The following is a 13,199-nucleotide window of genomic DNA, read 5'->3' on the forward strand; positions in this document are numbered from 1 at the left end:
TCAGTGCACAGCGCATCGAGCAATTGCTGGTCACGGCCAAGCACTTCTTCGCCCTGCCCAGCGCTGAAAAACTCAAGATCGACATCACCCAGAGCCGTCACCATCGCGGCTACGGCGCCATCGCCACCGAGCAACTGGACCCGGGCAAGCCCAGCGACCTCAAGGAAACCTTCGACATGGGCCTGCACCTGCCGGCCGAGCACCCGGACGTGCTGGCGGAAAAACCCCTGCGCGGCCCCAACCGCCACCCGGACCTGCCCGGCTGGAAAGACCTGATGGAGCAGCACTATCAGGACATGCAGGCCCTGGCCCAGACCCTGCTACGGGCCATGACCCTGGCCCTGGGCATCGAGCGGGACTTCTTCGACAGCCGCTTCAATGACCCGGTCAGCGTACTGCGGATGATCCACTATCCGCCGCGCCACACCGCCAGCAGCGAAGAACAGCAAGGCGCCGGGGCCCACACCGACTATGGCTGCATCACCCTCCTCTACCAGGACGCCGCCGGCGGCTTGCAGGTACGCAACGTTCAGGGGCAATGGATCGACGCGCCGCCCATCGAGGGCACCTTCGTGGTCAACCTGGGCGACATGATGGCGCGCTGGAGCAACGACCGTTACCTGTCGACCCCGCACCGGGTCATCAGCCCGCTGGGGGTCGATCGCTACTCGATGCCGTTCTTCGCCGAGCCGCACCCGGACACCCGCATCGAATGCCTGCCCGGCTGCCAGGACGCGGAGCATCCGGCCAAGTATCCGCTGACCACCTGCGCCGACTTCCTGCTCTCGCGTTTTGCCGATACCTACGCCTATCGCCGGGAGCTGGAGCAGGCCTGATCGCCCACTCGGTCAGGTTTTGCCGAACATTTGCGCCGCCGGCTGTAGAATGGCGGCTTTTTCGGGCCCGGTGAAAACCCGGCGAGAACCGCGAACCGCCACCAACGTCCCCGCAGAGGGTCATGGCTGTGGCACAGTTTCCTTCTCGCAGCGCCCACCTGCACCTGATGAGAAAACACCATGTATGACTGGCTGAACGCCTTGCCCAAGGCCGAATTGCACCTGCACCTGGAAGGCTCCCTGGAGCCGGAACTGCTGTTCGCCCTGGCCGAACGCAACAAGATCGCTCTGCCCTGGAGCGACGTCGAAACCCTGCGCAAGGCCTACGCCTTCAACAACCTGCAAGAGTTCCTCGACCTGTATTACCAGGGCGCGGACGTGCTGCGCACCTCCCAGGACTTCTACGACCTGACCTGGGCCTACCTGCTGCGCTGCAAAGAACAGAACGTGATCCACACCGAACCTTTCTTCGATCCGCAGACCCACACCGACCGTGGCGTGCCGTTCGAAGTGGTGCTCAACGGTATCGCCGCCGCGCTGAAGGACGGCGAACAGCAACTGGGCATCACCAGTGGCCTGATCCTCAGTTTCCTGCGCCACTTGAGCGAAGAAGAGGCAGAGAAAACCCTCGACCAGGCGCTGCCGTTCCGCGACGCCTTTGTCGCCGTGGGCCTGGACAGTTCGGAAATGGGTCATCCGCCGAGCAAGTTCCAGCGGGTCTTCGACCGCGCGCGCAGCGAAGGCTTCCTGACCGTCGCCCACGCTGGCGAGGAAGGTCCGCCCGAGTACATCTGGCAAGCCCTGGACCTGCTGAAGATCCAGCGTATCGACCACGGCGTGCGTGCCTTCGAAGACGAACGGCTGATGCAGCGCATCATCGACGAACAGATCCCGCTGACCGTGTGCCCGCTGTCCAACACCAAGCTCTGCGTGTTCGACCACATGTCCCAGCACAACATCCTGCAAATGCTCGAGCGCGGGGTGAAGGTCACGGTGAACTCCGATGACCCGGCCTATTTCGGCGGCTACGTCACCGAGAACTTCCACGCCTTGTACACCGACCTGGGGATGACCCAGGATCAGGCCCAGCGCCTGGCGCAGAACAGCCTGGATGCGCGACTGGTCAAACCGTAACGCCCAGCGCCGGCAAACCGGCTCCTACACGAACCTGTAGGAGCCGGCTTGCCGGCGAACAGCTCTATCAGTTCCCCGCCTCGCTCAACTCCTCCAGCGTCTTGCCCCGGGTCTCCATCCCGAACAGCCAGACCACCCCCGCCGCGATCACAAAGCACAACGCCCCCAAGGCAAACACCCCGCCCTGCCCGGTGATGGGAAACACCAGCCCGGTCACCAAAGGCCCCAGCAGCGAACCAATCCGGCCAACGGCCGAAGCAAAGCCCGAGCCCGTGGCCCGGGCGGACGTCGGGTACAGCTCAGGCGTGTAGGTGTAGAGCACCGCCCACATGCCGAACAGGAAGAACTGCATCAGCAGGCCAGTGCCGATCAACAGGCTGACGTTGCCGCCAAACACCGCGCTCTGGCCGTAGAAGAAGGCCATGATCCCGCCGCCGAGCAAGGTCACGATGCACACCGGTTTGCGCCCCCAGCGCTCCACCAGCCAGGCGGCCATGAGGAACCCGGGAATCCCGCCCAGGGAAATCAGCACTGTGTAGTACACCGACTGGGTCACGGCAAAACCGGACTGTTGCAACAAGGCGCTGAGCCAGGAAGTCAGCCCGTAGAACCCCAGCAACGCGAAGAACCACAGGCTCCAGATCATCATCGTGCGTTGCCGGTACAGGGGCGACCAGATCTGTTTCAGCGCGGAAAAGAAGTGCCCCGGCGCACGCTCGACTCGCGGCAGGCGCACTGGCTCCGGCAACGGGGCGCCGCCCAGGGAAGCCCGCACCTTGTCCTCGATGTCCAGCAACACCCGGTCGGCCTCGGCATGACGCCCTGCCTGCTCCAGCCAGCGCGGCGACTCGGGAATGAAGAAGCGGATCACCAGCACGAACACCGCCGGAATCGCCAGCACCAGGAAGATGTCACGCCAGCCGATCAGCGGCAGGAGGAAGTACGACAGCACGCCGGCAGCCACAAAACCCAGGGGCCAGAAGCCGTCCATCAAGGCGATGTAGCGTCCGCGTCGTTGCGCCGGAATCATCTCCGAGAGCATCGATTGGGCGATGGGGAATTCCATGCCCATGCCGATTCCCTGCAGCACCCGGAACAGCGTCAGGCTGTCCACGCTCTGGGCGGTGGAGCACAGGTAACTGGCCAGGCCCCAGAGCACGATGCTCCACTGGAACACCGGCTTGCGCCCGAAGCGGTCGGCGAGCATGCCCGACAGCGAGGCGCCCAGCACCATGCCGAAGAAGCTGGAACTGGCCAACAGACCGGCCTGGGCCGAGCTCAGGCCGAACTCGGTTTTGATTGAACCGAGGAGGAAGGTCATCATCGCCAGGTCCATGGAGTCGAAGAAAAACGCCAGGGCGATGATGATGAAAATCACCCGGTGATAACCGCTGATGGGTAGCCGTTCCAGGCGCTCTGCGGCGCTGTATCCCTGTATGCCCATGCCCCTTCCCCCGGTTGAATGCTTGACCGTTGAAGTGTGCGCGATCGAGGCCGGGACTGATTGCCGAGGGCGACCTGTTCGCGTCCGTCCGCGACGCGGGGGGTTCGCCGGCAAGCCGGCTCCTACGGGCGCCGGGCGCTGATCTGGGCGCAGCGCTCCTGGAGCATGTCCCGCAGCAACTTGACCGGTTTGCTCAGGTGCGCGCGATGGGTGCACAAAAGGTTCAGCGACGCACCTTCGCAACGCAACTCCGGCAGCAGCACCTGCAAGCGGCCGGCCAGTACATCGGCGGCCACATCCAGCCAGGACTTGTAGGCAATCCCTTCGCCGGCCACCGCCCAGCGCCGCACCACATCGGCATCGTCACTCAGACGGTCGCCACTGACGGTCAGGCTCACCTCGCGCTTGCCGTCATAAAAACTCCAAAGGTCATGGGCCCGACTGTCGAGCATGTACAGCAGGCAGTTGTGCTGGGCCAGTTGCTCCAGCTGGCGCGGCTCGCCGTGACGGGCCAGGTAGCTGGGGGCGGCACACAGGACCCTAAGATTGTCCGGGGCGATCGGCAGCGCCACTAGGCTCGAATCTTCCGGCTCACCGTAGCGCAGGGCAATGTCCACCGGCTGGCGGAACAGATCGGCAATCCGGTCCCCCAGCAGCAGGCGCACGCTGAGCTTGGGATGCTCGCGCTGGAACTCGTCGAGCCAGGGCAGCAGCAGGTTGCGACCAAAGTCCGAAGGCGCGGAAAGCTGCAACACGCCACTGACCTGATCCTGTCCGCTGGCCAGCAGGCGCCGCCCTTCATCCAGGTTGCTCAAGGCGGCGCGGGCGTATTCAAGAAAGCCCTCGCCCTCGGCCGTCAGACGCAGGCTGCGGGTGGAACGGGCCAGCAAACGCGCCCCCAAGTGTTCCTCGATGCGCTTGAGGGCGGCGCTGGCCACCGCCGGCGACAGGTCCATGACCCGGGCCGCCGCCGACAGGCTGCCCAGGTCCGCGGCCCGCACGAACAGTTGCAGGTCATCGAATCGCAGCATGGATTTACCCCTGGATTATCAAAAAAATATTGAAAGAGACTGCTCTTTTAGCCGGTTTTATCTTCAGGAGAAATAGCCAATTATCTGCCCATCACCTGACAGCCCAAAGGTAAACCCCATGTCCCAAGCCTTTACCGCCATCGCGACCCTGATCGCCAAGCCTGACCAGCACAGCGTCCTCAAGCACGAGCTCAGTGCCCTGGTACACCCCAGCCGTGCCGAAGCCGGTTGCCAGTACTACCAATTGCATCAGGACGCCGAACAACCGGGCACCTTCTACGTTCTGGAACGCTGGGACGATGAAGCCGCCCTGGAGTTTCACAACAACACCCCGCACTTCCAGCACTTCCTCGCCCAGACCCGCGAGGCGATCGAGCACTTCGAACTCAAGCGCCTGCAACTGATCGTCTGACCCTCTCTCTGCACTCAACAGGAATTCACCATGAAAGCCATCGCCTACTACCAATCGCTGCCGATCAACGACCCGCAATCCCTTCAGGACACCCAGCTTCCGGAACCCGTGCCCGGTCCCCGGGACCTGTTGGTGGAGGTCAAGGCCATCTCGGTCAACCCGGTGGACACCAAGGTCCGCCAGAACGTCCAGCCCGAAGGCGGCGCGGCCAAGGTGCTGGGCTGGGACGTGGCCGGAGTGGTCAAGGCCGTGGGCAGCGAGGTCAGCCTGTTCAAGGTTGGCGACCGGGTGTTCTACGCCGGCTCCATCGCCCGAGCCGGGGGCAACAGCGAACTGCACACCGTGGATGAACGTATCGTCGGCCATATGCCCAAGAGCCTGGGCTTTGCCGAAGCCGCGGCCCTGCCGCTGACCGCGATCACCGCCTGGGAGCTGCTGTTCGAACGCCTGCAAATCAGCCAGGACCGCAGCGACCAGGGCCAGAGCCTGCTGATTGTCGGCGCCGCCGGCGGGGTCGGTTCGATCCTCACCCAACTGGCCCGGCAACTGACCGGCCTCAAGGTGATCGGCAGCGCCTCCCGGGAGCAGACCCAAGCCTGGGTCCGCGAGCTGGGCGCACACGGCGTGGTGGATCACCGCCAGCCACTGAGCGCCGAGCTCAAGCGCATCGGCATCGACCAGGTGACCCACGTCGCCAGCCTGACCCAGACCGACGCCCACCTCGATGAGCTGGTGGAAGCCCTGGCGCCCCAGGGCAAACTGGCCTTGATCGACGACCCGAAAAGCCTCGACGTGACCAAGCTCAAGCGCAAGAGCCTGTCGCTGCACTGGGAGTTCATGTACACCCGTTCGCTGTTCGAGACCGCCGACATGCAGGAACAGCACGTGCTGCTCAACAAGGTCGCCGAGCTGATCGACGCCGGCACCCTGAAGACCACGGTGGGCGAGCATTTCGGCCAGATCAATGCGGCCAACCTGCGCCGCGCCCACGCTTTGCTGGAGAGCGGCACGGCCAAGGGCAAGATCGTCCTGGAAGGTTTCTAAGGGCTGAACGCACGGCGGCCATCGCGCAGAAAAGCCCGATGGCCGCCGTCAGTCCGAGAGTTGATTTCGGTCATATTTGTGACCGTATTCGGGTCTACACTGGCAGCCCTTGCATCGCACTCTTTTACCGTTAGGAGGTCAGCAATGAAGATCCTGATAAAAGAATTGGCAAACCCTCAAGGCTCCCAATGGCAGGTCCGTCTCGACCAGCACGCGGTGACTTTCCGCAGTGAAGCCGAGGCCCGGGCTTTCACCCAGACCCTGCAAGCCCGCTTGCAAGCCCCTCACCAGATTCCCCAGAGTCAGCGCGCCGTCGGCTGACTCAGAGCTCGGCGGCTTTCAATGCCCGGGCATTCTGCAAACGCCGGGTCATGACCGCCATGCTCACCGCCAGAACACCGCACAGGCAGATGACCATGGCCATCGGCATGGCACTGTCATCGTGCAACACACCCACCAGATAGGCGGCGCCCGCAGCGACGCTGAACTGCAGGCAACCGAGCATCGCCGAGGCGCTGCCGGCGCGCGCGCCCTGGCCGTTCATGGCGCAGGCCGCCGCATTGGGAATGATGCAGCCGAGGCTGGCGATGCACACGAACAAGGGCGGCAACAGCGGCCAGAGTTCACTCGTATGCAAGGCGCTGACGGCCAGCAAGGCCAACCCGGCCGCCAGATAGATCCACACGGTACGGGTCAGCAGGAAGGCCGGACCGCGCTTGGCCAACAGCCGTGCATTGATCTGCGCCACCAGGATGAAACCGCCGGCATTGATCCCGAAAAACCAGCCGAAGTGCTCCGCCGGCACACCGTAGAGCTTGATGAAGACAAAGGGTGAGCCGGCGATATAGGAAAACATCCCGGCGATAGCGATGCCGCCGGTCAGGGCGTGACCGAGAAAGACCCGGTCCGCCAGCAACAGGCCGTATTGGCGCAACGCTCCGGACAACGGCAAGCGCGGGCGCGTGGCCGGCATGCTTTCCGGCAGCCCCAGGGCCACCGCCAGTCCTGACAGGGCACTGAACACCGTGAGCATGATGAAGATCGATTGCCAACCGTAGAGGTTGACCAACAGGCCGCCGAGCATCGGCGCCAGGATCGGCGCCAGGCCCATCACCAGCATCAACTGGGAGAACACCTTGGCCGAGCCCACCGCATCGCATTTGTCGCTGACCACCGCGCGGGAAATCACCATGCCGGCGCAACCGCCCAGAGCCTGGACGAAACGCGCACCAATCAGCCACTCCAGGTTGGGTGCATAGGCGCAGGCCAGTGAGGCCAGGGTGAACAGCCCCACTCCAACCAGCAACGGCAGGCGCCGACCAAAACGGTCGGCCACAGGACCATAGGCCAGCTGGCCAATGGACAGCCCCAGGAAATAGGCGGCCAGGGTCAGTTGGACGTGTTTTTCATCGGTGCCGAAAGCCAGGGCCATCGACGGAAAGGCCGGCAGATAAAAGTCGATGGCCAGAGGGCCGAATGCGCTCAAGGCGCCGAGAATCAGGATTGTGCGGAGGTTCATGGCATCCAAGCGAGCGTGGGTCAGCGGTGGCACAGTCTAGCCGCGCTTGGACGCCTTGAACATTCCGGTAGGTCGCTAACTATTAAAAAGGCTCAGGCAACCTGGACGGCGTAGCCTTCCTCGCTGATCAGGTTGATCACCTCTTCGCTGGACAGGCGACTATCGACCCCCACTTCCTTGGCCGCCAGGTCCACCCGCACAGTGGCCGCCGGGTCCTTGCTCTGTAGCGCCTGAGTGATGGCCCGCACGCAGTGGCCGCAGGACATGCCTTGAACATTGAATACTTGCATCGCGCTTCTCCTGTATTGGGATGCACGCAGTCTTGTCCTTGCCACTGTGGCAAGGTCAAGTTCCGGATTGAACTGCCGGGCTGGAAATCGGCGCCGCGCTCCGCCAAGCTGCACGTCTTACGACATCACAGCAGGAGATTCAGCCATGCGCTGGTCAACTTTCAGCCTCGTCGGCCTTCTGGGTCTGTTGGCGGCAACGCCACCGGTACTGGCCGCCGGAGAAGACTACGGCGTACTGATCATTTCCCGGGAGCGGCTGGAAGTCGCCACCTCCTGCGAGATCGGCCTGTACATCCAGGACCAGCTCGCCGGCCGGCTGTTCCAGGAGCAGAGCGCCTCCTTCAACCTGCCGCCGGGCAAGGTGTCCCTGCGCCTGAAACTGCTGCCGGGCCAGGCGCCGGGCTGCAACCCCGGCCTGCTCGCCCCGGGTTCCCAGGACATCAGCGTGCGGGCCGGCGATGTGCTGAAGTTCCGCATCGCCACCAACGCCTCGGGCATGTACCTCAAGCCCACCGCCCTGGATTACTGACGCTCCGTCCTCCACACGCCTTGCGCCCGACAGCGCAAGGCGTGCTCCTGCTCCCCCCTGGGACAAAATGAAGCACCCTGGCAATGCCCGCTTGACCTTGCCTGCATGGCAAGGTTGATCCTGTGGGCAACATTTACAGGGAGTGTCAGCCATGCCTGAATCAACCACCTTCGACCTGCCGATTGCCGGCATGACCTGCGCCAGTTGCGCCGGTCGTGTGGAGCGTGCCTTGGCCAAGGTCGCCGGTATACGCGCGGTAAGCGTCAACCTGGCCACGGAGCAGGCCCGGATCGAAGCCCCCGGCGACAGTCTGCCGGCCCTGCTGGAAGCGGTGGAAAATGCCGGTTATAGCGTGCCGGTGCAGTCCATTGAATTGACCATCGGCGGCATGACCTGCGCCACCTGTGCCGGTCGCGTGGAGCGCGCCTTGAACAAGGTTCAAGGCGTGCGCAGCGCCAGCGTCAACCTGGCCACGGAACGGGCTCACCTCGAGCTGCTGGGCCAGGTCGACCCGACGCTGCTGATCAATGCCGTGACCCAGGCCGGCTACTCCGCCAGCCTGTGGCAGGCCGAGCACAAGCACGGCAACGATCAACAGCAGAACCTGCGGCGCGAACGCTGGAGCCTGGTCCTGGCGATCCTCCTGGCCCTGCCCCTGGTGCTGCCGATGCTGGTGCAACCCTTTGGCCTGCACTGGATGCTCCCGGCCTGGGCCCAGTTCGCCCTGGCCACCCCGGTACAGTTCATCTTCGGTGCGCGCTTCTACGTGGCGGCCTGGAAAGCCGTGCGCGCCGGCAGCGGCAACATGGACCTGCTGGTGGCCCTGGGCACCAGCGCCGGTTATGGCCTGAGCCTGTATGAGTGGGCCACGGCCGCCGCCGGCAGCATGCCACACCTGTACTTCGAAGCCTCGGCGGTGGTGATCGCCCTGGTGCTGCTGGGCAAGTACCTGGAGAGCCGGGCCAAGCGCCAGACCGCCAGTGCCATCCGCGCCCTGGAAGCCCTGCGTCCGGAACGGGCGATCCAGGTGATCGACGGCCGCGAGCAGGATGTGGCCATCAGCGCCCTGCGCCTGAACGACCTGGTGCTGGTCAAGCCCGGTGAGCGCTTTCCAGTGGACGGTGAAGTCATTGAAGGCCAGAGCCATGCCGACGAGGCACTGATCAGCGGTGAAAGCCTGCCGGTGCCCAAGCAGCCTGGGGATAAAGTCACCGGTGGCGCTATCAACGGCGAAGGCCGCCTGCTGGTGCGTACCCTGGCCCTGGGTGCGGAAACCGTCCTGGCGCGGATCATTCGCCTGGTGGAAGACGCCCAGGCCGGCAAGGCGCCGATCCAGAAGCTGGTGGACAAGGTCAGCCAGGTATTCGTCCCCACCGTACTGGTGCTGGCGCTGATCACCCTGGTGGGCTGGTGGTTGTACGGCGCGCCCCTGGAAACCGCAGTGATCAACGCCGTGGCGGTGCTGGTGATCGCCTGCCCTTGCGCCCTGGGCCTGGCCACCCCCACTGCGATCATGGCCGGCACCGGCGTGGCCGCCCGCCACGGCATTCTGATCAAGGACGCCGAAGCCCTGGAGCGGGCCCACGAAGTCAGCTCGGTGGTCTTCGACAAGACCGGCACCCTGACTTCCGGCACGCCGCGCATCGCCCACATGCAGGCCCTGGAAGGCGACGAAAACGCCGTACTGCAACTGGCCGGCGCTCTGCAGCGCGGTAGCGAACACCCCCTGGCCAAGGCGGTGCTGGACCTGTGCCAGGAACGCCAACTGCCCGTGGCGGACGTCAGCGCCAGCCAGTCCCTGACCGGGCGCGGCATTGCCGGCACCCTGGACGGCCGCCAACTGGCCCTGGGCAACCGTCGCCTGCTGGAGGAATGCGGCCTGAACCCGGGCAGCCTGGCCCAGGCGGCCAAGGACTGGGAACACGAGGGCCGGACCCTGTCCTGGCTGATCGAGCAAAGCCCGCAATCCCGGGTACTGGGCCTGTTCGCTTTCGGCGACACCCTCAAGCCCGGCGCCTTGCAAGCGGTGCAGCAACTGCGCGCGCGGCATATCAGCAGCCATCTGCTGACCGGCGACAACCGTGGCAGCGCCAAGGTCGTGGCCGATGCCCTGGGCATCGACGATGTGCACGCCGAAGTACTGCCGGCGGACAAGGCCGCCACGGTGACAGAGCTGAAAAAGACCGGCGTGGTGGCCATGGTCGGCGACGGCATCAACGACGCCCCGGCCCTGGCGGCGGCCGACATCGGCATTGCCATGGGCGGCGGCACCGACGTGGCCATGCACGCGGCGGGCATCACCCTGATGCGCGGTGATCCGCGGTTGATCCCGGCGGCCCTGGAAATCAGCCGCAAGACCTATGCGAAGATCCGCCAGAACCTGTTCTGGGCCTTCGTCTACAACCTGATCGGCATCCCGCTGGCTGCGTTCGGCCTGCTCAACCCGGTGCTGGCCGGGGCGGCCATGGCCCTGTCCAGCGTCAGCGTGGTAAGCAATGCGCTACTGTTGAAGACCTGGAAACCCAAAGACCTGGAGAACGCCGAATGAACATCGGCCAAGCAGCCCGAAAGAGCGGCCTGAGCGCCAAGATGATCCGTTACTACGAGTCCATCGGTCTACTCAAGCCGGCCCACCGCAGTGACAGCGGCTATCGCCTGTACGGCGACGAAGATCTGCACAGTCTGGCGTTCATCAAGCGCTCGCGGGACCTGGGCTTTTCCCTGGAAGAAGTGGGCAAGCTGTTGACCCTGTGGCAGGACCGGCAGCGAGCCAGCGCCGATGTGAAGGCCCTGGCGCGCCAGCACATCGACGAGCTCAACCAAAAGATCCGCGAACTGGCGGGCCTGCGCGACACCCTGCAGGATCTGGTGGAGCACTGCCAGGGCGACCATCGCCCGGACTGCCCGATCCTCAAGGAGCTGGCGTCCGGCAGTTGCTGCGAACACTGAAACCGCGGGCATGAAAAATCCGGCCTTGGCCGGATTTTTTATTCCATCACTGCATCCAGGGCGGAGGCGGTGGTTCTTCGGATTTGCCCGGCGGCGCATCGTCCGCCGCCCGCACTGCCTGGCGACGCTCCTCGTCCAGCCGTGCCGCTTCGATCTCGCGGATCACGCTGCCGACATCCGCCAGTTCTTCAGGGTCGTCGAACTCGCCGGTCAGCACACTGCCCGGATGCAAGGTGCCGGCCTCGTACAAGGCCCACATTTCCTTGGCATAACGGGTGTGCTTGAGCTCCGGGGCAAAACGCCCGAAGTAGGACGCCATGTTGCCCACGTCCCGCTCCAGCATGCTGAACGCATGGTTGTTGCCTGCGGCATCCACCGCCTGGGGCAGGTCGATGATCACCGGACCGTCCGGCGTCAGCAGCACGTTGAACTCGGAAAGGTCACCGTGCACCAGGCCGGTACACAACATCAGGACGATCTGGGAAATCAGGAAGGCGTGATATTCACGAGCCTGGTCCGGCTCCAGCACCACATCGTTGAGCCGTGGCGCCGCGTCACCGTACTCGTCGGCCACCAGTTCCATCAGCAGCACGCCTTCGAGAAAGTCGAACGGCTTGGGCACCCGAACTCCGGCATTGGCCAGACGGAACAAGGCCGCCACTTCGGCGTTCTGCCAGGCGTCCTCGGTTTCCTTGCGACCGAACTTCGAGCCCTTGGCCATGGCCCGCGCCTGTCGGCTGTTGCGAACCTTGCGCCCTTCCTGATATTCCGCCGCCTGACGGAAACTGCGTTTGTTCGCCTCCTTGTAGACCTTGGCGCAACGTAGCTCGTTGCCGCAGCGCACCACATACACAGCTGCCTCTTTACCACTCATGAGTGGGCGCAGCACCTCGTCTACCAGACCGTCTTCGATCAGGGGTTCAATGCGTTTTGGAGTCTTCATCAGCTTTTATTGTGGGTCCCTTGTTACCAAACACGCGAAAGTCACTCGTTATACGGCAATCCTCCCACCACGGGAAAGGGCTGCCGAGCGCCGGACGACAGCAATGCACTCAATGTGCCAGATCCCTGAAGCGCTGCCGCCGAAGATCATAGCCGAGTGGCCAGCGAACAACGCCCGCCAAGGCTTGAGAGATTGCCACCATCTGTCGCACGCCCTTGGGGTCTGCACGGAGGTTTTTTCTCCCTGCGGCTCAATTTTCCGCCGGCCCAGCCGAAGTCATCAGAGACAAAGGGATTTTGTCCGACAATCCAATGAAGACGTCAGCCGCCGGCCAAGGTTCGATCGCTGCCTGCTCGACTTCTGCCTCAGGGACTGCAATCAGCGCCACCCTTCAAGCTGCCAATAATCCGCGAGTCGCCTGCACTTCGTGGTCATACAAGAAAATCTGGAGCGCGGATGAACATCAAACAGAAACTCACCTGGGCCTTCGCCGTCATTGCCTGCCTGCCCGTGGTGCTGGTGGCCACGCTGGTGGTGATCAACCTGCGCAGCGATGCCGAAAACACCTTTGTCGACGGCAGCGGCCGCGAGATCCGCCAAGTGGCCAACGCCATGCAGCTGTTTTTCGAAGGCATCAGCCAGAACATCGACTACCTGGCGGCCCAACCTTTGCTCACCCAGGCCGGCGACAACCTCAAGACCTGGATGAGCGCCGATGCCGCGAAGGTCCCGGAAGGCGAGCAGGACAAACGCATCTTCGAGCTGTTCGCCGCCATGGCCGCCAGCCATCCCGCTTATTCCTATGTGTCCTATGGCGTGAGCAACGGCGGTTACGTGTCCTGGCCCGCCGACCTGAAGCTGGCCAACTACGACCCACGCGTGCGCCCCTGGTACAAGACCGCCCTGGCCAACCCGGGCAAGACCCTGCGCACCGACGCCTATTACTGGGCCAGCGACGATGCGGTGCTGGTCAGCACCGTACGCTCCCTGGCCAACCAGTTGGGCCCTCAAGGCGGCGTGGTCGCGGTCGACGTGTCCCTCAAGCAGCTCACCGAAATCGTCAAGCAG

At 64.1% G+C, this 13,199-nt stretch carries 14 protein-coding genes; 9 read left to right on the forward strand and 5 right to left on the reverse strand.

The genetic code is table 11. From position 1 onward, the window contains the following. A partial coding sequence (locus BLX41_RS17935) for a 2OG-Fe(II) oxygenase family protein (RefSeq protein ID WP_123725971.1) occupies positions 1–836 on the forward strand: 836 nt, incomplete at its 5' end. A 180-nt stretch (positions 837–1,016) separates the two neighbouring features. Continuing rightward, positions 1,017–1,970 (forward strand): adenosine deaminase, encoded by a 954-nt coding sequence (locus BLX41_RS17940; RefSeq protein ID WP_123725972.1) that lies wholly within the window; start codon positions 1,017–1,019, stop codon positions 1,968–1,970. Between the two features lie 67 nt (positions 1,971–2,037). Here the strand turns inward: BLX41_RS17940 and BLX41_RS17945 are convergent, their stop codons facing one another. Then, complete coding sequence (locus tag BLX41_RS17945; RefSeq protein ID WP_123725973.1) at positions 2,038–3,414, reverse strand: MFS transporter; 1,377 nt, start codon at positions 3,412–3,414, stop codon at positions 2,038–2,040. Positions 3,415–3,536: 122 nt separating this feature from the next. Beyond that, complete coding sequence (locus BLX41_RS17950; protein WP_102863034.1) at positions 3,537–4,445, reverse strand: LysR family transcriptional regulator; 909 nt, start codon at positions 4,443–4,445, stop codon at positions 3,537–3,539. A gap of 118 nt (positions 4,446–4,563) precedes the next feature. Between BLX41_RS17950 and BLX41_RS17955 the strand changes: the two genes are divergently transcribed. From BLX41_RS17955 to BLX41_RS33745, 3 genes are all read left to right on the forward strand, one after another. Further along, a complete protein-coding gene (locus tag BLX41_RS17955; RefSeq protein WP_123725974.1) occupies positions 4,564–4,857 on the forward strand; it encodes a putative quinol monooxygenase in 294 nt (97 codons plus the stop codon). Between the two features lie 30 nt (positions 4,858–4,887). After that, entirely contained in the window at positions 4,888–5,901 is a 1,014-nt protein-coding gene (locus BLX41_RS17960; protein ID WP_123725975.1) for a zinc-binding alcohol dehydrogenase family protein, read from the forward strand. A gap of 144 nt (positions 5,902–6,045) precedes the next feature. Beyond that, positions 6,046–6,222 (forward strand): hypothetical protein, encoded by a 177-nt coding sequence (locus BLX41_RS33745; RefSeq protein WP_185073655.1) that lies wholly within the window; start codon positions 6,046–6,048, stop codon positions 6,220–6,222. A 1-nt stretch (position 6,223) separates the two neighbouring features. Here the strand turns inward: BLX41_RS33745 and BLX41_RS17965 are convergent, their stop codons facing one another. Both BLX41_RS17965 and BLX41_RS17970 read right to left on the reverse strand, forming a co-directional pair. After that, positions 6,224–7,420, reverse strand: a complete 1,197-nt coding sequence (locus BLX41_RS17965; protein WP_123726014.1) for a multidrug effflux MFS transporter — start codon at positions 7,418–7,420, stop codon at positions 6,224–6,226. A gap of 92 nt (positions 7,421–7,512) precedes the next feature. Beyond that, positions 7,513–7,710, reverse strand: a complete 198-nt coding sequence (locus BLX41_RS17970; RefSeq protein WP_123725976.1) for a heavy-metal-associated domain-containing protein — start codon at positions 7,708–7,710, stop codon at positions 7,513–7,515. A 145-nt stretch (positions 7,711–7,855) separates the two neighbouring features. Between BLX41_RS17970 and BLX41_RS17975 the strand changes: the two genes are divergently transcribed. From BLX41_RS17975 to cueR, 3 genes are all read left to right on the forward strand, one after another. Further along, positions 7,856–8,239, forward strand: a complete 384-nt coding sequence (locus BLX41_RS17975; RefSeq protein WP_123725977.1) for a hypothetical protein — start codon at positions 7,856–7,858, stop codon at positions 8,237–8,239. Between the two features lie 151 nt (positions 8,240–8,390). After that, positions 8,391–10,787: a heavy metal translocating P-type ATPase gene (locus BLX41_RS17980; RefSeq protein ID WP_123725978.1), complete on the forward strand. Its 2,397-nt coding sequence runs from the start codon at positions 8,391–8,393 to the stop codon at positions 10,785–10,787. Continuing rightward, positions 10,784–11,188 (forward strand): Cu(I)-responsive transcriptional regulator, encoded by a 405-nt coding sequence (gene cueR, locus BLX41_RS17985; RefSeq protein ID WP_123725979.1) that lies wholly within the window; start codon positions 10,784–10,786, stop codon positions 11,186–11,188. The genes BLX41_RS17980 and cueR overlap by 4 nt, the downstream gene beginning before the upstream one ends. Before the next feature lie 46 nt (positions 11,189–11,234). Here cueR and BLX41_RS17990 read toward each other — a convergent pair whose 3' ends face one another. Next, positions 11,235–12,131, reverse strand: coding sequence for a PA4780 family RIO1-like protein kinase (locus tag BLX41_RS17990; RefSeq protein ID WP_102863027.1), 897 nt, complete (start codon positions 12,129–12,131; stop codon positions 11,235–11,237). Positions 12,132–12,587: 456 nt separating this feature from the next. Here BLX41_RS17990 and BLX41_RS35645 point away from each other — a divergent pair. Then, the coding region (locus tag BLX41_RS35645) for a PDC sensor domain-containing protein (protein ID WP_473241681.1) at positions 12,588–13,199 on the forward strand (612 nt) is incomplete at its 3' end.

The organism is Pseudomonas protegens (genome assembly GCF_003732485.1).
Lineage (GTDB): Bacteria > Pseudomonadota > Gammaproteobacteria > Pseudomonadales > Pseudomonadaceae > Aquipseudomonas > Aquipseudomonas protegens_B.